Below are 23,183 nucleotides of genomic sequence, written 5' to 3'. Positions count from 1 at the left end.
GGAATCGATAACCGCTGAAAGCATCTAAGCGGGAAGCGAGCCTCAAGATGAGTCATCCCTAGACCTTTAAGGTCTCTAAAGGGTTGTTGAAGACTACAACGTTGATAGGTCGGGTGTGTAAGTGCTGTGAGGCATTGAGCTAACCGATACTAATTGCCCGTGAGGCTTAACCATACAACACCCAAGGGGTTTTATACGGACTCCAAGTACACTTGAACGTGTAGAGAACACTAGTTAGATTTTCCCAGATTGCTATTTATTGTCGATGACAATAAATAAAACCGAATTTGCTTGGCGACCATAGCGTTATGGACCCACCTGATCCCATGCCGAACTCAGTAGTGAAACGTAATAGCGCCGATGGTAGTGTGGGGTCTCCCCATGTGAGAGTAGGACATCGCCAGGCTTTAAATTTTAGTTTTTGTTATTATAACGAGAACAGTAAAGAATTTACTTAGTAACCATAGCGCAGCAGAACCACCTGATCCCATGCCGAACTCAGAAGTGAAATGTTGTAGCGCCGATGGTAGTGTGGGGTCTCCCCATGTGAGAGTAGGACATTGCTAAGTTCTAAATTGCATTATGCTGAATAGACACGCTGCGGAGCGGTAGTTCAGTTGGTTAGAATACCGGCCTGTCACGCCGGGGGTCGCGGGTTCGAGTCCCGTCCGCTCCGCCACTTACATTAAGCCCTAGTCGAAAGACTGGGGCTTTTTTACATTTGGAATAAATGAGTTAAATGTATTTGAGTGAGTTGGCAGTTCAGTTGGTTAGCCTCTTTATTGGAGAGTTTAGCTGTCTGTCAGACCGGAGGTTTCGGGTTCGAATCCCGTCCGAACCACCACTTTTTAAGAAGCCTCGCTAGTCATAGCGGGGCTTTTTTTTCGTCTATAGTAAATATTACTTCCTATTCATGAAAAAGCCCTGCTTGAATTCACAGGGCTTTGGTTTTACTTAATTGTCATTGAAAATAGTTAAGATGATGTGATACCTCCTTTCCTACTTTATCTGAGCTTTAATAAGTGAAGCTTTGAGCGTTGGTAATACTATCGTTGTTGGTTATATTTACCTCCTTGCTCTTATTTCAATGTTATGCCTTAAATTTCTTCATAGAGACCTGTATGTAATATCTCCTTTTGTTGATTATCACTACGATCACGACGATATGCACGGTAACGTGATGCTAGGTAGGTAATGAGAGCTGAAAAAACCGTATAAGCCACTAAGAAAGTGATTGGTGAATGAATAACGTTGTTAGAAAAGACCCAAATAACGCCACTGATAGTGATAACTAATTTTGTAATTACAGCAAGTACAAGGTAGCTCATGACATATTGAGGTTGGCGAATTGCCTGATAAGCAATGAAATAGCTTATTCCTACAGCGACAATGGCAAGGCTAAAACCCACTGTAAATGAGTGGAAATGTTCGGTGAAAAGTATGGCTAAAAGAATAGTGATGACACTAAAGATAATCTTTTTCATACCGATTTCCTTGATTGCGATAAATTTAACGCCTAATAATCATGGACCCAAAATCGATATTTTTATGTGATTGGGCTATCTATTTTTATTTTTAGATGGGGTTATTACTGTAAATGGGCTGGATATCAAATTTTTATATGGAAGAAAAGGGAATGACAAAAGAAAAGGGTAACTGAAAAGTTACCCTCTAGCAAAGATCAGCGATGTGATCTGCTAAAACAACAGCTATGTTTTTTAAACAGAAAGGAACGCTTTTAATTGAGCAAGTACTGCTTCTGCTTGCGGTTGATCTTCCATTTCAACAAAGATACGGAGTAATGGCTCAGTACCTGAGAAGCGTGCAATCGCCCAACCGCCATTTTTAAAGTAAACTTTAGCGCCATCGGCATAGCTTACTTTTTCGATTTCATAGTCAAAATCAGGCAATGCTTTTTCTACATAGATCTTGTTGTACAGACGCTCACGTTCAGCAGGTTTAAAGGTACAATCGCCTTCTGCTGTGTAGGCATAGCCAAAGCGTCCATAGATCTCACCAAGTAATTCAGACAACTTCTTACCTGTCACGCTGATCATTTCGACCAGTAAGCTTGATGCGAATACACCATCTTTACCTTTGATATGACCACGGATTGTTAAACCACCTGAGCTTTCTCCACCAATGAGAGAATCATCAGCTTCCATTTGTGAGCTAATGTGCTTAAAGCCTACCGGTACTTCAAATGATTTCTCACCATAAGCTTCTGCGACCTTATCTAAAAGGTGGGTGGTTGCGATATTACGTACTACCGATCCTTTCCAGCCTTTATATTCAAGCATGTAGTAATAAAGTAGAAGTAGTACTTCATTCGGGTGAATAAAGTTACCTTTCTCATCAATAATACCTAAACGATCAGCATCACCATCAGTACCAATACCTATGTCATAACCTTCGTGAGCGACAAGGTGCTTTAAACGGTAAAGTGTTGCAGCACTCGGAGATGGCATTAAACCACCAAATCCTGGGTTTTCACTGTCGTTGATCACGTCAACATCACAGCGAGCACTGATTAGTACCGTTTGTAGTGCATTTTTTGCCACCCCAAACATAGGATCGATAAGAACGCGAAGGTTTGCTTTTTTAATCGCTTCCATATCGATGAAATCAATAATTGAATCAACAAACTCGTTCATTGGATTGATGATTTCAACTAACTTATCGTTTTGTGCTTGTTCAAAATCAACACGTTTAACATCCGCATCGGTTAACACTGCGATTTGTTGTTCAATCTTTTTAGTAATGATTTCATCAGCATCACGACCGCCTTCAATGAAGACTTTGATGCCGTTGTAATCGGCTGGATTGTGAGACGCAGTAATACAAGCTGAATATGTCGCACCTGTTTGTTTAGCTTTAAACATCACTACAGGTGTTGGTACGAACTTATCGATGAAACTACATTTTATGTTGTTACCCGCTAAAACTTCAGCAAACCACGTTGCGGCTTTATCGGATAGAAAACGACGGTCGTAACCAATAATGAAACCATTTTCAGTTACTGACTCTTTGATCATGATGTTAGCAAGAGCCTGAGCCACTAAGCGTACATTTGCTTGAGTAAACTCTTCACCAATGAAGGCACGCCATCCACCTGTTCCAAACTGAATCATGGAGGAACTCCTATTTCTCTCTCAAATAAAAAGAGGGAGGTGAATTCACCTCCCTAACCGTTTTAGCCCATTACAACTGTAACAGTATTGGTTGTGCCTTCAGCTTGAGGAGCGATTGCGCCTTCGACTGTTTCACCGTTTAGCGTTATAGATTTAACGCCTTTACTTACACCATTTGGGTTTTCAACTTTAATGTTGTAAGTCGCGCCACGCCATTCACGAGTCACTTCAAAACCAGGCCAGCTTGTTGGAATACAAGGATTAACAGTTAGACCTGCAAAGCCTGTTTGTACACCTAGGATAAAGTTAGTCACGGCAAAATATGCCCAACCAGATGTACCTGTTAACCATGGGTGGTTTGCACGACCGTGATCTTGGTGATCACGTCCCATGATGAACTGAACGTATGAGTAAGGTTCTGCAATACGTTTTTCAATGATGTCGTTTTGGTTGTATGGGTTAAGTGCATCGTAGAACTTCATTGCACGATCACCACGACCTAGTTTCGCTTCAGCCACCCATGCCCATGGGTTTGGATGTGAGAAGATTGCACCGTTTTCTTTCACGCCTTGATATACGCGCGTAACGAAACCGATATCATCATTAGGGGTTGCGAATGATGGAGCATTTAGGTGTAGACCGTATTCAGAGAATAGGTTTTCATCAACGGCATCCATTGCTTTCTCACCACGATCTTGCGATGCCATACCAGAAAGCACAGCTAGGGTATTTGACTCTAAGTGAATACGACCTTCAGTCTGTTGCGCCGTACCGATCTTGTCACCGTCTTTAGTTAGACCACGGATGTACCAGCCACCTTCGTCATCCCAAAGGTGTTTTTCACACGCTTCACGCACGTTTGCTGCCATTTCAGTGTATTTAGCAACATCTGCGTCTTTACCTTGATGCTTAGCAAGCTCGATGAATTCTTGTAATGCCCAGAAGTGAAGGAATGACACCATTGCTGACTCACCGCCACCAAGGTTTAGACAGTCATTCCAGTCTGCACGAAGACCTTTACAGATACCGGTGCGACCTACATATTCCGCTGAGAAATCGAGTGCGGCTTTCATGTGGTCATAAACAGATGCATCACCGCCGTCAGCGTATGGGATCACTTCGTCAATGAAGCTCTCTTCACCTGTTTCTGTTACGTACTTACAGATTGTTGGTACTAGCCATAGGTGGTCATCAGAACAGGTATCTTCGATACCGTGGATCTTATCTGCATCACTTGGGGTCGGAACAACTGTTGGTGATTTTGATGGCTCAACATCAGCCATGTCTGGATCGAACCAATCTGGATCAAATAGGTGTAGGCCGTAACCTGCTTTAACTTGACCACGTAGTAAGTCAACAAGACGCTTGCGTGTCATCTCTGGGTTTGAGTGAGGAACAGAGATTGCATCTTGTGCGGTATCACGGTAACCAAGACCTGTACGACCACCCACTTCGATAAATGATGCGAAGCGTGACCAAACCACACATGTTTCAGCTTGGTATAGAGTCCAAGCGTTGATCATGGTATCTAGACCTTCGTTCGGTGATGTCACCTTGAACTTGTTACAACGGCTGTTCCAGTGTTCTTTAATTTCAGCAAATGCAGCATCGACGGCAGCGACATCTTGGTATTTTTGACGTAGGCGTTGACCTTCGTTTTTACCGACACCTAGGATGTAGCTAAAGCGTACTTCTTCACCCGGTTGGATAGTGAATTGCTTGTGTAGTGAGCCACAGTGGTTGTAACAGGTTTGTACGTGGTTAGAACAACGTCCTTTTTCAACCGCAATAGGATTAGCTTCATCACGGTAAGCACCAAGGAAAGTGTCACGTTGACCATCATAGCTATCAGGATCAAATGTAGAAGCTAGGTAGTAGAAACCTTCTTTCTCATTGGTGTTGTAGTAAAGATCATATTCAATCACGCCATCTTCATAAGATGTACCAGCTGAGTACAGGCTCATCTGGTGGTTTTGGTTATCAGATTGAATGTGGCTGAAAGAGAACTCAACAAATGAGAATGCACTAATGGTGCGCACTTCATCTGTCGTATTTTTAATTACAACATCCCAAACTTCAGCATCTTCGCCTTTTGGTACGAATAATGTTTTAGTTGCTTCAATGCCATTGTAGTCACACTTAAACTTAGAGTAAGACAGACCATGACGCACTTCATACGATGCTTCATCTAGGCTTTTTGCTACTGGTTGCCATGAGATTGACCAGTAATCGCCTGTCACATCATCACGAAGGTATACGTAGTGTCCTGGGCGATCAAATGTCGCGTTAGGACGGAATTTCGTTACGCGATTGTACTCTGGAGATTTGTAGAATGAGTAACCACCTGCGTTTTGTGAAATTACTGTACAGAATTTCTCTGTACCTAAGTAATTTGTCCATGGTGCTGGGACATCAGGACGAGTGATAACATATTCTCTGTTGTCGTTGTCAAAATAACCGTATTTCATTGCTTTTTAATCCTTAAAAAATGTCACTCTACTGTGCGTGGTTATTCACAGTGGCGGTAATTAATACCGGCCTTGTCCAGGTAGCTAAGTTGACCTTTTAAACGTGCTTTGAAGTCATCCCAGTTACGATGTTTAGGGTCGCTCCAGCAAATCTCCGAGACTGCCAGTAAGCGAGGGTAAATCATATATTCAAATCGGCTTTGGTTATTTACTAATTCTGACCAAAGGGCGGTTTGAATGCCTAAAATGTGCTTCCGCTCAGAGTTTTCCTCGGATAGATCACTGAGTGGGTAATAATTGTAAACTTTATCGAGGGGTAGCTTTCCAGCCCAATCAACACCTGCTTCATCTGCCGAGTAACCTTGAGCTAAATCTAAGTACGTCGCTTGTGCTGGTTGCATCACAATGTCGTAGCCTTTTTGGATACATTCCAATCCAGCCTGTTCACTTTGCCATGAGAAGATGATGGTATTTTTACTGACCTTCTCACCATGGGTTGCTTCTTCCCAACCCATCATGCGCTTACCTTTACCTTCTAGTACTTCTTCGGCAAAACGTAATAGGTGTCCTTGTAGCTCTTTGGGATCGCTATAGTCATGCTCTGCCATGAATTTTTGGCAAGCGGGACTATCAGTCCAAACACCAACAGGGACTTCATCTGCACCAATATGAACGAAAGGTGCGGGGAATAGATCGCAAATTTCAGAAAGTACATTGCTAATAAAGCTGTAAGTGCCTTTTAGTGCAGGCGATAAGATGTTATCGCTATAGTTTTGAATGCTGCGATAGACAGATTTATCATCTGGATCAATCAACAAATCAGGGAGTGATAAAATAGCGGCACGACAGTGGCCTGGGATATCAATCTCAGGAATGATCATGATCCCACGATCAGCGGCATACGCAATGACATCACGAATTTCTTGTTTTGAATAAAATCCACCATAGCGCTGAGCAATATGGCTAAATTGAGGAGCGATCACTTCATTTGGACCACGCCAAGCACCGATACGAGTGAGTTCAGGGTATGCATCAATTTCAACGCGCCAGCCTTCATCATCGGTTAAATGCCAATGAAAAGTATTAAATTTGTAGCGTGCTAGTTGATCAATAAGGTGCTTTATACGCTCAACAGGGTGAAAGTGGCGACCACAATCGAGCATCATACCGCGATAGCCAAAATGCGGTTTATCATTAATATCTACCATTGGGAGCTGGTAGGTGCTATCAGCTTGATGCGAGGGTTTACTTGGTATTAATTGAAGTAAACTTGAAGTCGCATAGACAAAACCAGATGCTGAATTGGCTTGGATCCAGACGTTATCGTTTTCAATTAGTAAGCGATAACCTTCATCTACAAGATCTTTATTTACAGCATAATGAATGTTGCCTTGCTGATTAACCGATACGTTTTCATTTAATAAGGTATTGAGCTCTGCTTGTAACCAATTTACTGCACCTTGCGCTAATGTGGGTGGTGTTGAAATTGCAGTATGTTGGTTTATATGAAAAGAGCCTTGTAATTGCGTTATCTTGTTAGGTTTAGGGATCAAAGCAATATCAGCCGCTTCTACTGGTAGCGGTGTGTTATAGCGCTCAACAGCAGGTTGATCGAGATTGATAGTACTGATGTCGACTTTTAATGGCTTAATGTATTCAGCTGTCGATGCTAATGAGATAAATGCATCTAGAATACCGTCGTTATAAAGCGTAAATGGTGCAGTACCGACCGTGAATTCGGTATAAAAAAGACCATTTGCAGGCAAATTGTCCGTTGCTGTTAATGTACAGTAACTCCCCGTTTGGCTGATAGTACCCTTGCTTAACGTCTCGGCTCTAACGAAACGATTAAACAAAAAGTGTAATGACCAATTTTGTAGTGGAGTATCGGTTAAATTATGTAAGCTTAATGCAAAACGAGATTCGTTTTCTTTTTTATCGATGACAGTTAAATCAAGGCGGTAACTCATCATTCCCCCTTAAAGCTTATATAAATCGTGATTACTACGTGCCATAGCAATCGCGCCATCCATAGCATCACCTTGTGGTGTTGCTATACGTTGCTGCATAGGTGGTACTAACCATGCATGAATACGTTCTGCAATGCTGCCCATGAGGCAAATTTTGTCAGCGCCACGCATAACTAATGCATTCATCCACATTTCTATATCGCGCGCTGTTTGCGATAGCATATTTATCGCGAGTTTATCGCCTTGTGCTGCATGGGCAAAAATGCTCGGTGAAAATTGACCATAATCACAAGGACGCGCTGCTTTTGACCACAATACGATATTGTCGATATCATGATTAAAATATTCGAGTACTGAACGAGCAAGTGGTGTTTGTTCAACAATACCATCAACACTTAATAGTACTTGTTGGATCAAACGCAGCCCCATAACAGCACCGCCGCCTTGATCTGAAATCGGGAATTCACGACCGCCAACCACATGCTGTTGACCATCTTTTAATAAGATCCCACAAGAGCCAGTACCAGCAATTAATATCGCGCCATCTTTACCTCCCCAAGCACCTAAACAAGCACCATACGCATCGGTATTTAATGTTATGGCACCGTAAGGGTGAGGCTGTTTCATGAAGTTATACCAAGCCTCTTGTTGTTCAGCGCCTGCGAGTGCTAGGCCTACTGACATATAACGAAAATGGCTATTATTAAGATTTGCTTGGCTGGCCGCAGTTGCTATCGCATCATTGATCGATGCCATAGCAATGCTACTGCCTAATAGAATATTCGCACTACCCGTTTTTGCTTCACCTAAAGTATTACCATCGAGATCACAGATGCGTGCACGGCAAGATGTACCACCGCCGTCAACGCCCACTAAGTAACGAATATCAGCCATGGCAACGCTCCTTAAATTGCATCGTAATTGCAAGTAAGTACCAGCCACCATGTGGGATCCATTGTTCACCCCAGCGCCAGTTTTGCAGCATATCGTCTTTTTGACCATTAGGGTTGAATGCGATGTCTTCTTCGTTTTCAAAGCCAGATGTGATGCCGTTACAAACACCGCCTTTGGCGTTACTGAATCCTAAGTGAGGTAAGTAATTTGGGTTATTATGACCATGACCATCTAACATACACATGTCATACGGGTTCAAACCAACTATCCAGTCAAGTGAGCGTTGACCAAATTGCATTAAGCCTTGGCGCAGAGTTGAGTCTTGAACATAGTCTTGTGCCATAAAAGCCATGGTTGCTAATGACGCGAGACGTGCATTTTCGCCTTGCCACCAGTAACCTGACTCATTGTTATGGGCAACAAAGAAAGCCGTTTTCTTTTCACCATCGACAGCTTTTGTGTATTGGCGAGGGTAGTGAAATGGGTTATTCACTTCTTTTGTAATCGCTAACTCAAAATTAAGCGCGTTACATAGCACTTGTTCAATTGGCTTTTTGAAATTGGAATCCGTTTCTGCACTTAAATATTGCATCAGAGCAATGGCAGGAAGGCCAGCTTCAGCGGCATGGAAATAAGGACGTTCCCCATTTTCAGTCGCAGACCAGAAATATTCAATATTCTCATCTGACATTTGACGCTTAGCCAAACGTGTAGCCCACTCTCGCATTTCAACTAAATAGCGATCTTGGGAAGTACTACGGAATAACTCAACGGCGGCTAATAAGGCACAATACTCATCAATAATATTTTCCGTACTATCATTTAAGTATTCAGTATTGTGTTGTTTTAAATGCCAATAGCCAAGTTCAGCCGCTTGAAGGTATCGCTCGGTCTCGATGCCAGTAAAAGCCCCTAAGCGAGTGCTTGATTCTAGTTGAGCAATACGAGAAAGCGCTGCTAATGCTGCAATGGTAACTCCACCACCTTGACGGAAGCCGGCTTGATAATCGTCTGACTTGATGCCTTCTTGAGTTGAATAAGCACAAATGTCACGTTGTTGCGGGGATTTGCTCCATTTGTCGAATACCGTCATATAGAAATAGCCCTGCGCGTGTTGCATGCGCAGTAAGAAATCGGCACCGAAAGTGGCTTCTTCAAGTAAACGTACACGAGTAAAGTCTGCAATATCGTCTTGCTGATCTAACTCTTCATAGGCTTTTAGCATGTTCCACACAATCATTGGGGTCTGTTGTGGATTTAAGAAATTACTAAAAGATAAGTGGCTTAGGTATTTGCTCACATCGCCTGATGCATCATACCAACCACCGTGAACGTCTACGGTTTTATCTGAATTGAGTACAACGGCATTTTTATCAGCTTGATCGAAAATACCGCTGCAACGTTGAGATTTAAAGTAGTGAAGAACATCACTAAAGGTTTGTTGCATTAACACACCTTCAGCAATGGTAAAAACAGTTGATTCGCTGTTTGCGTAGCGAATACGGAACTCACCAAGTTGTTGGCAAGAAGAGAAATCAATAAGGTAAATATTACCGGTATGCCATTGTGCTATGTTGTCATAGGCATGTAATGGCAGCTGCATGATAGTGGTGTTCGTCTGGTTACAAACAAGTTCCGCAGTACCGGTTAAGGTCTGAGAGTTGGTTTGCAATAAAGCATGTTTTACGTTGAAGCGCTCATAGCCCAGATGGTTAGTTAACAGCTGCATGGATCCTCCTAGTGTCGCCAAATAAAGGTGGTTTCAGCATTGTGAAACCACCATTTAACAGCTAAGGCGACCAATAACGCAGATAAGTCGTTTTTAGTAACGAGCTATTATTAATTTTCGTATAAGTAACAACGTACAAAGTGGTTGTCAGATAACTGAGTCACACCAGGTAGTTTTTCACGGCACTTATCGGTAACGTGAGTACAGCGACCTGCAAATGGGCAACCAGCACTTTCTGGTGTCCATAGTGGGATTTCGCCTTTATTACCTTTTAGTTTTTCATGAATAGACTTACTTGGATCTGGAACTGCTGACACAAGTAACTGGGTATACGGGTGTTGTGGATCGTGAATGATCTCTTCCGTATCGCCCCATTCAACCATGTGACCAACGTACATAACCGCTAGATCTTCAGCAATGTAACGTGCTGTTGCGATATCGTGGGTGATGTACAGCAATGCCATCTCACGTTCAAATTTCATTTCTTCCATCAGGTTTAGTACACCTGCACGGATAGAAACATCGAGCATTGATGTTGGTTCATCAGCAAGTACGACTTCAGCACCTACAGCAATGTTACGCGCTAAGTTAACACGTTGGCGTTGACCGCCAGACAGCTGGTGGGGGAACTTCGCAGCAGTCTCTTTTGGCGGGATCAAGCCAACCTGTTCAAGTAGGTTGTAAACCGTCTCTTCTAGCTCTTTTTTATTGCCTGACTTCACTTTGTTGTGGATCAGTAACGGACGAGCAATATGGTGAAAAATAGTATGAGTAGGGTTTAAAGAACCGAATGGGTCTTGCCATACCATTTGTACACCTTGGCGGTAATTCATTAAGTCATCATGTTTAGTGATTGACTGAATATCACGACCAAAATATTCAATTGTGCCATCTGTTGGCGCGTACATTTTTGCAATCATTTTCGCAGTCGTTGACTTACCAGAACCGGATTCACCAACAACAGAAAGACCACGACTTTTGTACATTTTGAAAGATACGTCGTTGATTGCACGCATCTTTGATTTCTTTAATGAATTACTGTTAACGGAAAAATCTTTAATTAGATTTTTACCTTCAATAATTGGATTTCCGACAGGTTTGCTCATAATGCCTCCTAAATACTGCCTATTATTTTATTAACCACGTTTAGTGAATAGGTGGCAGTTTGATAAACGTCCTGGTTCAATTTGTGTCAGTTGGGTTGGTGTTTTAAAACAAGCATCGGTTGTTTTGCTACAACGTGCTTGGAAACGACAACCTTGTGGTACTTCTAGTAAGTTCAATGGGTTACCAGGAATACCTGTTAACTTTGTTTTTGGACCAGTCAGAGGAGGGAATGAGCTACCCAAGCCCTCAGTATATGGGTGGAACGGTGTTTCTAGAATTTGCTTAGAAGGGGCAACTTCAATTAATTCACCTGAATACATGATGCCGATACGGTCAGAGAACTCGACCATTAATGACAAGTCATGGGTGATGAATAGGATTGAGAAACCAAACTCTTCTTTTAATGCATAAATCTTTTGTAGAATTTCACGTTGAACCACAACATCAAGGGCTGTTGTTGGCTCATCCATGATGATCATCTTAGGATTTAGCGCAAGAGCAATCGCGATAACCAAACGTTGACGCATACCACCAGAGAACTGGTGAGGGTAGTCACGTAAACGGCTAGGGTGGATATCAACGATTTCTAATAGTCCTTCTGCACGACGAACCGCTTGCTGACGAGACATATTAGTGTGGCGCATGATTACGTCACAAAATTGCTCTTCCATGGTTAATACAGGGTTCAAAGCGTTCATCGCACTTTGGAACACCATCGACATTTCGCTCCAACGGAAGGCTGACATTGCCATATCCGATTTCTTTAAAATGTCACCATGGCCTTCAAAAATTACTTCACCACCGGTAATGAATGCTGGCGGCTTATGCAGACGCATCAGTGAGAAGGCAACAGTGGATTTACCACAGCCTGATTCACCTGCAAGACCGAATATCTCACCTTTACCAATGTCAAAGCTGACATTATTTACTGCGCGAACATCACCGGCATCTGTAATGTAATCAACACACAAGTTACGAATTGAGATTTGTGGATTGGTCATTATTTATCTCCCCCTTGTAGGGCTGGCTGAGGAGTGTCCACAGCGTTTGCTTCTTTTTCTTCTTTTGCATTCTTAGCATTTTCTTTTGCTAAGTTTTTCCAGCGGCGCATGCCTTTGTGTGAACGTAACTGCGGGTTGGCAATTTCATCGACAGCAAAGTTAAGCATCGCAAGACCGATAGCAATTAATGTTAGTGCAATACATGGTGCTAATAGCTCCCACCAAGCGCCAACCAGCATTGAAGATGATGTTTGAACGTTGTACAGCATTACACCCCAGCTTACAGAGTTCGGGTCGCCTAAGCCTAAGAATGACAGTGTTGCTTCAGTCATGATGGCAAGCATTACCGAGCCGATGAAGCTTGCACCAACGATTGAGATTAGGTTCGGTAGAATCTCAACAAAGATAATACGCCATGAGGATTCACCTAAGACTTCCGCCGCTTTTACAAATTCTTTTTCACGCAGCGATAAGGTTTGCGCTCGAACAACACGTGCGCCCCATGCCCAGGAAGTCATGGCGATAACTACTGCTATTGTTAGGGGGCCTGCTTGACCGATAAATGCCGCGATAACAAACAGTAAGGGTAGTTGTGGCATAACTAGCATGATATTCATTGCCGCAGTTAATATTTCATCGACTTTACCGCCGAAGTAACCTGCTGAGATACCAATGATGGTTGCTAGGAAACACACCATTAAACCTGCACCAAAACCTACCGCAAGTGAAGTACGTGCGCCATATACTAACTGAGACCAAATATCACGGCCCATACGAGATGTACCCAATACATGCTCTGCATCTTTTGACATGAGCATGCGGCGTTTGTTATCAGCTAAGTTTTCAGCGATCCAACCGTCAGGGTTTTCTTGTGCTGCTTTTACTACAAACGCAGGGTATTCGTGAGGTTTACCTGTTCGTTTGTCTGGTGAGTACTGGGTAATCAATGGAGCAAAAATAGCCGCTAGAACAAATATAGTGATGATACTAAGGCCAAACATTGCCTTAGGGTTACTAGATAATAATTTAAATAAGGCTTTCATAATTATTTGCCTCCTTTACGTAGGCGAGGGTCTAGCACAACGATCAGGATGTCGGCCATGAAGTTAAAGAACAGCATGAACATGGTCATAATCAGTAATTGTCCCTGAAGAACTTGGTAGTCACGAGAGTGAATAGCATTAAGCATTACTGTGCCAAGGCCTGGGTAGTTAAAGATGATTTCAACAATTAGCTGACCACCGATAGCCATACCCAATGCCATAGAAAGTGCCGTTACACTTGGTAGCATTGCGTTACGTGCTGCGTAGTTAAATACCACACGGTTTTCACTTAAACCCTTACCTTTTGCCATAGTGATGTAATCTTCGTTTAGCAGGTTGATCATGTTATTACGCATATTGATCAAGAAACCGCCGATTTGAATGACTGTGGCACAGAATAGTGGCAGTGCTGCGTGGTAAAGTACGTCTTTGTAGAAAGCCCAACTTGACCAGTCAGGAATAACGCCCGGAGTATATGCATTGCCTGTAGGGAACCAACGCAAGCCGATCGCAAAGGTGAACATCACAAGCATTGCGATTACAACTGGTGGAACCGCTTGAATAACCAACATACCTGGAGAAATGAAAGCATCATAAGTACTGCCACGTTTCCATGCAGCGAAAATACCTAAGACCGAACCAATACAAAAAGAAAGGATTACAGCAGAGCCTGCTAAAAATAGTGACCAACCGATGGCACCGCCTAACAGTTCATTAACTGATAGTGGATAAAATTTGATTGAGGTACCTAGGTTCCAAGTAAATACATTAGATAGATACGTGAAATATTGCTCATACCAAGGGCCATCAACAAAGCCTAATAGCTTTTGCATTGCAGCAATACGCTCAGGGGTTACCTGCGCAGTTGCGTTGGCGAACATCATGGTAACTGGGTCACCAGGCATCGCACGCGGAAGAATAAAGTTTAGCGTTGCCGCGAAAATTAGCGCGATAAAATAAAACGATAAACGACGTAGAAAAAATCCCATAACTCACACCTTACACATCCAGCTTGCCTTCCTGAGCTGAATTCAGGACGTAAAACCCCCTGACGCAAGGCGCCATACCTTTTATAGAAGAAAGGATTTAGGGGAAGAGGCGGTGCACAAGGTGTGCACCGCAAATATTAAGCAGATATTATGCTTTTGGTTTTAGATCCAGTACTTGAAGTAGACGCTCAGGAACACCTGCCCATACCATTGGACGGCCTTGAGGGTTCTTCTCATTCCACCAACCAGTGAAGCGAGTTTCGTTGTATTGGAAGTTGTTCGCACCAGACATTACTGGAACCGTAACTTGGTTTTCAGCGATGATTTTCTGGATGCTATGAGCAATCTTAGTTTGCTCACCTTTATCAGCAGTCTTATAGAAGCTGTCTAATAGCGAGTCTAGCTCTGCATTCTTGAAGAAGTGCATTGCAAAACGAGGCATGCCATCACCAGACTGGTAGCGTGAGTTGTATGCGCTATCCCAGTATAGGTAAGGATCAGCACCGTTGAAGTAGTTTGTGTAAGCTACATCGTAAGTACCGTTTAGCATTGCTTCGTTGTAAACAGCGAAGTCAGGTGTACTTGCTTTCGCGTTAATACCTGCTTCTTGAAGCTGCTCTACACCTAGCTGTACAGTATTGTTGAAGTCAGTCCAACCGTTTGGAGATTGAACTGTAAGTTCGATCTTCTTGCCTGTTGGTGATTCTACAAAACCGTCGCCATCAGTATCTTTAAAGCCAGCTTTCGCTAGAAGTTCTTTAGCACCTTTCACATTGTATGTGTTAAATGCTTTGTACTTGTTGTGTACAGCTTCATCAGACCAAGTTTTGAAACCATCACCTAGGCCCGATGCGTAATCGTTCGGAGTACCCGCACCGTAGAATGCGATATCGATGATTGTTTGACGGTCGATAGCCATTGAGAACGCACGACGGAAATCAACGTTGTTGATTGCTTCTTTGTTACCCGCTTTTGGCGACTTGAAGTTCAACATGAATGACTGAGTACCTGCTGCTGGGTACCAGTATTTGTGATTTGGGTTCGCCGCAGCGTAAGTGCTATCGATGTCAGGAATGAACGATGAAGTCCAATCTAGCTCTGAGTTGATGATCTTCGTTAGCAACTGATCGTTGTTCGCGATCTGAGGAACACGTAGACAGTCAACTTCTAGGTTGTCGTTATCCCAGTAGTTAGGGTTACGACATTGAACGTATAGCTGAGGAGTAAATGTATCAATCTCAGTAAACGGACCTGTACCTACTGGGTTTTCGTTAGTGAAAGTTGATGGATTTTCAACTTTGCTCCAGATGTGTTTAGGCACTACTGGTACGAAAGAAATTTCGAAAGGAACGTTCGAGTTCGCTTCAGTTAGATCGAAGATAACCTTGTTACCGTCTTGCTTAACTGATTTAACCCACTTGTTGATACCACGTTGATCTAGTTCTGGGTTCTTTTTAATTAGATCAAAAGAATAAACTACATCATCAGCAGAAAACGCTTTACCGTCAGACCACTTAACACCATCACGGATTTCGAACGTAACTTGCATTAGGTCGTCAGACATGTAGTAGTCTTTCGCCAAACGCATAACTGGCTCATTACCTTTCATTTGGTTGAAAACAACCAATGGCTCGTAAACGAAGTCACTTGTAGTGTGTAGGTTTGTCGATAGGTACGGGTTAAAGTTGCGTACCATTGTAGGGTAGAAATTTGGTACGACTGTTAGTTCACTTTTTTCTGCTGCAGATACTACTGGTGCTGTAAAAGCGGTTGCTGCTGCAACAACGGCAAGTGCTAACTTAGTTTTGTTAATATTGGCAAGCATAGCTGTTCCTTACTCTTAGCTCTGTTTCACTTAATGGAAATTAAATTGCTCCATCATTGGAGCCCTTGAACTTACTTCATCGGAACTGAGTAACGCTGAACCGGTGAATGGCCTTGTAAGCTCTCAGTGGTTTAAATATTCGCTGTAATAGATAAATCGTCAATCAGGCTTCTCGTCAAAATCGTCAAAATAACTAATGACAACGTCAAAAACGTTAATTTCTGTTTTTGTTGTTATCGATAGGTAGATGTTAACTGTGTGTTACATCACATTTATTTCTTATGTTAACGAAATCATACTAAAAAGCACGGGCGGATTAAGTGATTGTTTTTGTTTGCTTTAATTTGCTTTAATTTGGTTTTTTTTGGTGTTGTCTATGTAATAAGAGTTTTTTAAGGCATTATTTCTGTGTGTAAAATTTATCGTCAATGTTTGTTGTGATTCGCTTCTCATAAACAAAAACTAATTACCTTTTCTATCGTTAAGAACCTAATTTAGCTAAAATTGCTTTAAAAATAGTCAGAAAATAGAGTGTGATTCATGTCATTTTATGGCTTTTAATGCGATATTTTTTTATTAAAAAAAACAGTTTCATCGGGTGAATCATAATAAAAAAGACCACATAGTTATGGTGCTAGATGAGGCTCATCTGACGTGAATATTTGCTTATGGATGTAATGCTAAAGAAGTAATAAGGGGACTAGTTTTCACATTTGTATCTTACAGGCATAAAAAAGGCTCCCGTAAGAGCCTTGATATTTAGTATTTAATAAACTTAATCAGCTGGTACTAATTGTATGGTGCAGTTTGTCTCGCATTGCTACAACATGTTGACGCTCTACTGTGGTTTGAGTACAACGCTCTAATACGTAATCCATTGTGTTGATCACTGTTCGCCAACGTGGGGTTTTAGGTAACGTATCGATATGTAGATATTTATCGAGGGTACGAGTTTGTAAGGTGCTGCGATCAAGATACACTCGCCATAATCCACTTTCCTCAGCTAATTCAAATTTGGTTTTCTTAGCGTCATTTTCCCATAATGAAAGCGTCATCGTCATCGACTCAACCATAAGTTGACGAATAAGATCCCCTTTATTTTGTCCGCTACCATCCAGCTTATCAGCCAAGCGTGTGAATTCACCACCAAGCTCTCTGAGTTGTTGTAAGTTATTCTTGTCGCCGTTAAAAGCAAACTCTGACAACATATCAACAGCATTTTCTAGTAAGCCTATACGATGATCTGCCGAAGGACCTTGGTTATCAAAAACAAACATTTGTTTAAGTCCTGATTCTTCAGGAAGGTTAATAATGTCGGTTGATAATGTTTGGATCTCATCATTAATAATGAAGCTCAACTTACCATTGTAATGGTGGCTGTCGTTGATACTTATCGGTAGCTCTGTAGCGATAATATCCGAAATGGTATGGCGCTCTAGTTGCTCTGGTGAGCGTTTAAATAACTTACCAGCGGCACTATTAACATAGCGAATACGACCTTCACTTTGTACACAGATAATCGCTTCATTGGTCGAGTCAAGAAGCCCTAGCAAGCGGCTTTGAGCTTCAATTAAGCTGATTTCTACTTGCTCTCGACGATGGATCTCTTGTTGTAAGCTTTGGTTCTTTTGCTTTTCATGTTCAGTCTTACTGGCTTGTAGATAAGCTTGAATACGAGCAATTAACTCTTCTTTATTAAAAGGTTTAGTTAAGTAGTCATTAGCCCCACACTCAAAGCCTTTAATGCGATCTTGAATTTGTCCAAGTGCAGACAACATCATTATTGGTAATTCAAAAATAGAGTACTGCTTTCTTAATAGGGTACAGACTTCGTAACCACTCATCTCCGGCATCATAATATCGAGTAAGATCAGATCTGGACGTTGTTGCTGCACAATATCTAATGCCTGATGACCGCTCTCCGCTGTTTTTACTCGATAGCCAGCAAGCCGTAGGAAATTATTTAAAATCTGAAGGTTTACGGGCTCATCATCCACTACAAGAATAAGATCACCTTCAGGGTTTTCAGGTAAATTGGTGCTTTCACAACTTCTAGAGTCTAGCGACGGTACTTGGAAGTGCTGGAGTATAGAGTCATTAGATATCGCATTGATCTGCTCATTGGTTGCAAGGTTTAAGGTAAAGCTAAAAGTAGTGCCAATCATAGGCTGACTACTTACATATAAGCGTCCGCCCATTAATTCAATAAGTTGACGACTAATCGATAAACCTAGACCAGCCCCTTGTCGGTAGTTTGCCGAATTTGAGTTTGCTTGAATGAGGGGTTCAAAAATATGCTCTAACTGTTCACTTGGAATACCTTGCCCCGTATCGACGACTTGTACACGTAATTGCTGTTCTAATACTGTGGCAGAGATAATGATCTTACCTTCAGATGTGTACTTAATCGCGTTACCAACAAGGTTGTAAAGAACTTGTTCTAAACGTTGTTCATCAGCATCAACGAGTGGCAAATTTGCTGGAATTTGATTAATGATCCTTACCGGTTTGTTACCAAGCAAATGACTAGAAAGCTCCAGTACTAATCTCACTGCTGCAGACAGATCAATCGCATGGCGATGAATGTCTAAATCACCATAACGCATTTTGTGGTAATCCAGCAGATCATCAACAAGGTTAGTTAAACGTTGTCCACTGTTGATGATCATTTCTAACTGACGACGTTGAGAATCTTTTACGGGTCCATTCGCTCCAGCAAGTAAAGATTCTGCAATCCCGACCATACCATGAAGTGGGGTGCGTAACTCATGGGATGTGGTTGCAAGGAACTCATCTTTAAGTTTATCTGCCGTCTGTAGTTCATTGTTTTTCTGCTTGATAATTTTAAGGCTTTGTTCTAACTCGTCATTTTGAGTTTTAATTAAACCTATTTTTTCGCGAATAGAGCGCTGCATACGTGAAAAGCTTATCGCAAGGCGACCAATTTCATCACTACGCTCAGTGCCTTCGATGACTTGGTCTAAATCGCCGCCAGAGGCTTTTTCTGCCGCCCAAGTTAACCGCAGTAAAGGTGCTGTAATTGAATTAGACAATAAGTGAGAAGCAAAGATCACCAAAATAATAGCGGTGATCATTGCTACACCGAATATTTTTTCTAATTCAGTAATACGAGCAAAGGCTTCTTTTTCTGGTAGTTCAACGACTAGTGCCCATTTATTGTTAAGGATATCGAGTGGTGAAAAGGCACTAAGTACTGAAATGTTATCGTAGTTTTTAAAGCTACCTACACCTGATTTGCCAGCCAGTGCTTCACTGATACTTTCACTTTTTAACGTTGTGGGAACCCCTGTTTCTGCAGAGAAACGCAGTTTGTGATCTTGACCAATCAATAAGGTTTGAACGTAGTTCGCATTATTACCAAGATCTTGAATAAGTTCAGAAATCGCCTTATTACTTAACTCCATAAAGACATAACTGTGCAAGTAGCCTTGCTGAATGATCGGTGCGGCGAACCATGCGGTTGTGTCGTCGGTGTTTGTGGATTGACTAAAATCGGTAAAAGTAACCGGTACCTGATCTGGTTTAGCCTGACTTTGTTTGGTTTTTTCAGTAATCGCTTCAAAGGTTTGTTTTAAAGCTGGCGATGCTTGGGCGTTGGTAAGTAAATTGACGCCAAATAACTGGTGATTGTGAACGGAGTAAACCACGTTTCCTGAACGATCAACTAACATGATATCTTTGAAGTCAGAGCGTTTTAAATACTCTTTATAAACAGCGTTGTAGCGCTTATACATCAAACGATAGCGCTCATGTCCTACATAAGTCGTTTTATTATGGGATTCATTTTTTTTGGTGAGGGTTTGCGAAAAATAATTAGCATGCCCTTGAGATGCAAGTTGCTGCTCTATATCACCGAGTTGATGGTAAGCACCGACTAAGCCATAAAAACGACCGCCACTGTTATTCGATAATTCAGAGCGAGCGAAACTCTTCACCTCGGATTCTTTGGCTGCGAAAAAGCTATAAAGTTGCTTTTGCTTATTATCACGTAAAGAAGCTAAGTGATTGATGCTTTGTTCAGCAAGATCTTTGGTATGAGAGTTAAGAAAATATAAGGCAGATAAAACCAAAGGTGTGATGCTAAGAACAATAAAAGCCAGCATTAACGTATGCTGGAGACGTTTAAATCGTTTAGTATTCTGCATTCCGGTGCCTGAATAAAATGATTATCGTTCGATTTGGATTGAGGGTCAGAGACTAACGTTAAATTATAAAACGTTTTAAAAGTAACGTTTTTGACAATTTTTCCGTTCGTTAGAAATCACTAAGTCCATATATATTAATATAATACTGCTTATACTGACTTATTTAAAGTGATCAAGCACAGCGATAATGAAGCGTGTTGTAAAACACAGAATTAACGGTTTTGACGGAGTTTTAATTATAAAAAAGGGACAATAATGTCCCTCTTTAGATAAATGTTCCGTTAAAATAAATTAACGGTTATTTGGTTGCGGCGTAAATATTAAATTTGTTTGTTTTAGCCGTAATATTGCACTCACCAAGGCTTGCTTCAATTAATGGCGGATATTGTAAGAAGCTGTTGGCTACAATGACGAGTTGACCATTATGGCTAAGGTATTGTGGTGCATCATTGATAAATAGCTCAGTTGCGGCATAAAACGTTTTTAACCCCGCATGGAACGGTGGGTTGCTGATCAAGAACTGGTAAGGGCCCGTTAACGTCTTATAGACATCGGTAGCAGTGAACTTGCTCGCTTCAAGGTTATTGACCTTAAATGTTTCTTTTGCCGATTCAATGGCTAGCGCACTGATATCACACAGCTCTAAATCAATAGTCTGGTATTTAGCTTTCATCACCGCGCCAATCACACCAGCACCACAGCCAAAATCTAATACTTTACCGTGTAATTTAGGTAGATTGTTAAGCAGTAATTCTGAGCCTTTATCAAACTCACCGTGGCTAAATACGCCAGGTAATGAGCGCACAGTAAGTTGTACGCCTGCAATATCGATAGGATAACTACGGAACCAATCTGATAGGTTGAAGGCTTTTGGCGTGTTATCACAACGCCCCCAGTAAAAACTGCAGCGACGTGCAGAATCATATTTTGTCAGTGGGCCATATTCTGCAAAGAGTTTTTCTGCACTGCGAACCCCTGAGCGGTTTTCACCAACGATACAAATTTCAATGCCTTTACCGAACTTATTCAGTAGCATAGTTAACAAGTAATCTGCTTCTGCTTTTGCTTTAGGCCAGTAAAGCAGGATCATATCGATATCTAATGTTTCTGTTAATTCAGCCCCGAAGTAACTACTTACATTGTTAAAACGTTTGATATCTGAGTAGAAGCCATAGTTTGTGGTAAATACCGATACCGTTTGAGCGGTTTGAGATAGCTCTGATGCGAAGGTATCACTTAATTCGCCAGCGATAAGGACTTTACGGTTTTCAAAAAACTCAGATTGACGAGCAACAACCTGGCTCGCGGCGCAATAAGACATGTAACTGGCCTCAATGTAGACATCATAAATTTGGGAGCGAATTGTTCCATAATTATGTGCCGTTGAAAAGAAATCAGCAGTAGAGAGGAAGATTGAATAGAAGAAAAATGCCGCCCTAGAATAGAGACGGCATTGTAATGACGGATTAGTTAGAATCTTGTTGTTCTAAGAAGTCTTTAAATTCAACTTCATACATTTTAAACAACACTAATGTTACGCCAAAAATGATTGGACCGTAAATCATACCGATCAAACCAAATAATTGGATCCCCCCAATGATTGAGAAGAAGATCAGTAGGGTATTCATGCTTGAACTGCCTTGCATCAGCAATGGACGGACAACGTTATCGATTGAACCGACGACAAGCACTCCCCAGCCAGCTAAGAATAATGCCCATTCCCATTGACCGACTAACAGTAAGTATAGAGATGCAGGTAGCCAGATAAGTGCGGTACCTACGACAGGGATTAATGAAGCAAAAGCCATCATTGAGCCCCAGAACAGCCCTGGGAATCCGCATAGCCACATTGCAAAACCACCGGCTAAACCTTGCGCAACGGCGGTTAGAAATGAACCAAGTACGGCAGATTTTGCGACTTGTTCAACTTCTTCCATAATCGCATCTTCTTGACTGCGAGATAGTGGGATCACATGGCGGATCGCGGCAATCATCTTGTCGTTATCACGTAGCAGGAAGAACAATACAAATAGCATCATCATAAAGTTAACCAATATGCTAGTGGCGTCTCCAAGAATACGTGCACTAATGTTTATTGCTTGAGAGCCCACTTGAGATGCTGTGGTTGCAATTTTCTGAATGATGACCTGAGGATCAAAATCATGGAACGGCGAGTACTTATCAATATAAAACAATACTTTTTGAGCGTAAGGATGAGCAAATAGTTCTTTCGGGCCACCGGATGTGATCCATTGATAGCTTTCTTTAGAAACGGTTGTACCTTGATGAACAATGGATGAAAACACCACAAGTAGTGGGATCACAATAATGACGGTAAGCACAAAGCAAGATAGCATGGCAGCAGTATTTGCACGGGTTGGCATTAACGCTAATAAACGTTTATGTAGCGGTGCAAAGAGTAATGAAATAATAAAGGCGAGAACAATCGGCCCTAAATAAGGTTCGATGAGTTTGTAACTGGCAAATGCAGCAACAAATAAAGCAATAATAAGGAGCCAATGGCGTGGCTCGATTTTAAATGGCTGTGGCACTGTATGTTTCCTTTAATTAATAAGCGTCTTCATTACTGCTTTTATTGATAAAGATTATCATTATAATCATTGTCGCTATAACTTATCGATTATACCCTTTATCGCGGAGATGGCTTATGGGATGTTGTAATTGTGGCTGTGATGACAAAAAAAAGCGCAGACCACCGATTGCACTAATTATTTTAGTCATCATGGTACTGCTTGCGTTATATTTTTGGCAATAACCTAGCTTTTATCTACGGCAGTAGTTAAATACAATTTCTGTGTTTTAGATACTAAAATAATGTCATAAAAAAAGGTCACTAATT

14 protein-coding genes, 1 tRNA gene and 3 rRNA genes are annotated in these 23,183 nt (G+C 41.7%); 4 read left to right on the top strand and 14 right to left on the bottom strand.

The window, feature by feature from the left end; genetic code table 11:
* From CTN01_RS13205 to CTN01_RS13190, 4 genes are all read left to right on the top strand, one after another.
* Positions 1–174, top strand: a 23S ribosomal RNA gene (locus CTN01_RS13205); the annotation flags it as partial.
* A gap of 116 nt (positions 175–290) precedes the next feature.
* Positions 291–406 (top strand): 5S ribosomal RNA (rrf, locus tag CTN01_RS13200).
* Between the two features lie 47 nt (positions 407–453).
* Positions 454–569: ribosomal RNA gene (gene rrf, locus CTN01_RS13195) — 5S ribosomal RNA — on the top strand.
* A gap of 33 nt (positions 570–602) precedes the next feature.
* Positions 603–679 (top strand) — tRNA-Asp (locus tag CTN01_RS13190).
* Between the two features lie 418 nt (positions 680–1,097).
* Here CTN01_RS13190 and CTN01_RS13185 read toward each other — a convergent pair.
* The 14 genes from CTN01_RS13185 to CTN01_RS13120 all read right to left on the bottom strand — a co-directional run bounded on the left by CTN01_RS13185 (position 1,098) and on the right by CTN01_RS13120 (position 22,875).
* Positions 1,098–1,484 (bottom strand): hypothetical protein, encoded by a 387-nt coding sequence (locus CTN01_RS13185; protein WP_045149110.1) that lies wholly within the window; start codon positions 1,482–1,484, stop codon positions 1,098–1,100.
* Between the two features lie 234 nt (positions 1,485–1,718).
* The gene (locus CTN01_RS13180; RefSeq protein WP_005369751.1) at positions 1,719–3,131 is read right to left on the bottom strand and encodes a phosphoglucomutase/phosphomannomutase family protein; all 1,413 of its coding nucleotides are present in this window, start codon (positions 3,129–3,131) and stop codon (positions 1,719–1,721) included.
* Positions 3,132–3,193: 62 nt separating this feature from the next.
* Entirely contained in the window at positions 3,194–5,599 is a 2,406-nt protein-coding gene (locus CTN01_RS13175; RefSeq protein ID WP_045185315.1) for a glycoside hydrolase family 94 protein, read from the bottom strand.
* Positions 5,600–5,640: 41 nt separating this feature from the next.
* A complete protein-coding gene (locus tag CTN01_RS13170) occupies positions 5,641–7,569 on the bottom strand; it encodes a beta-N-acetylhexosaminidase (RefSeq protein WP_045128333.1) in 1,929 nt (642 codons plus the stop codon).
* Between the two features lie 9 nt (positions 7,570–7,578).
* Positions 7,579–8,463, bottom strand: coding sequence for a glucosamine kinase nucleotide-binding domain-containing protein (locus CTN01_RS13165; RefSeq protein WP_045149111.1), 885 nt, complete (start codon positions 8,461–8,463; stop codon positions 7,579–7,581).
* Positions 8,456–10,192 (bottom strand): glycoside hydrolase family 9 protein, encoded by a 1,737-nt coding sequence (locus tag CTN01_RS13160; protein WP_045149112.1) that lies wholly within the window; start codon positions 10,190–10,192, stop codon positions 8,456–8,458. The genes CTN01_RS13165 and CTN01_RS13160 overlap by 8 nt, the downstream gene beginning before the upstream one ends.
* Before the next feature lie 110 nt (positions 10,193–10,302).
* On the bottom strand, positions 10,303–11,298 hold the full coding sequence (locus CTN01_RS13155) for an ABC transporter ATP-binding protein (RefSeq protein WP_005369743.1): 996 nt from the start codon (positions 11,296–11,298) through the stop codon (positions 10,303–10,305).
* 30 nt (positions 11,299–11,328) lie between these two features.
* The gene (locus CTN01_RS13150) at positions 11,329–12,300 is read right to left on the bottom strand and encodes an ABC transporter ATP-binding protein (RefSeq protein ID WP_045130276.1); all 972 of its coding nucleotides are present in this window, start codon (positions 12,298–12,300) and stop codon (positions 11,329–11,331) included.
* A complete protein-coding gene (locus CTN01_RS13145; RefSeq protein ID WP_045149114.1) occupies positions 12,300–13,343 on the bottom strand; it encodes an ABC transporter permease in 1,044 nt (347 codons plus the stop codon). Before CTN01_RS13145 ends, CTN01_RS13150 begins: the two co-directional genes overlap by 1 nt.
* Positions 13,344–13,345: 2 nt before the next feature.
* Positions 13,346–14,332, bottom strand: a complete 987-nt coding sequence (locus CTN01_RS13140; protein ID WP_045149115.1) for an ABC transporter permease — start codon at positions 14,330–14,332, stop codon at positions 13,346–13,348.
* Between the two features lie 148 nt (positions 14,333–14,480).
* Positions 14,481–16,157, bottom strand: a complete 1,677-nt coding sequence (locus CTN01_RS13135) for an ABC transporter substrate-binding protein (protein WP_005369739.1) — start codon at positions 16,155–16,157, stop codon at positions 14,481–14,483.
* 779 nt (positions 16,158–16,936) lie between these two features.
* Positions 16,937–20,323, bottom strand: a complete 3,387-nt coding sequence (locus CTN01_RS13130; protein WP_045149117.1) for a response regulator — start codon at positions 20,321–20,323, stop codon at positions 16,937–16,939.
* A 298-nt stretch (positions 20,324–20,621) separates the two neighbouring features.
* The gene (rsmC, locus tag CTN01_RS13125) at positions 20,622–21,644 is read right to left on the bottom strand and encodes a 16S rRNA (guanine(1207)-N(2))-methyltransferase RsmC (RefSeq protein ID WP_045149118.1); all 1,023 of its coding nucleotides are present in this window, start codon (positions 21,642–21,644) and stop codon (positions 20,622–20,624) included.
* Positions 21,645–21,789: 145 nt separating this feature from the next.
* Positions 21,790–22,875: an AI-2E family transporter gene (locus tag CTN01_RS13120; RefSeq protein ID WP_005369736.1), complete on the bottom strand. Its 1,086-nt coding sequence runs from the start codon at positions 22,873–22,875 to the stop codon at positions 21,790–21,792.
* Positions 22,876–23,183 lie beyond the last annotated feature (308 nt).

The sequence above is a fragment of the Photobacterium angustum genome (assembly GCF_003026365.1).
Classification (GTDB): Bacteria; Pseudomonadota; Gammaproteobacteria; order Enterobacterales; family Vibrionaceae; genus Photobacterium; species Photobacterium angustum.
Note: the sequence above shows the minus strand (reverse complement) of the source record. Positions and strands in the feature narration are given on the sequence as shown.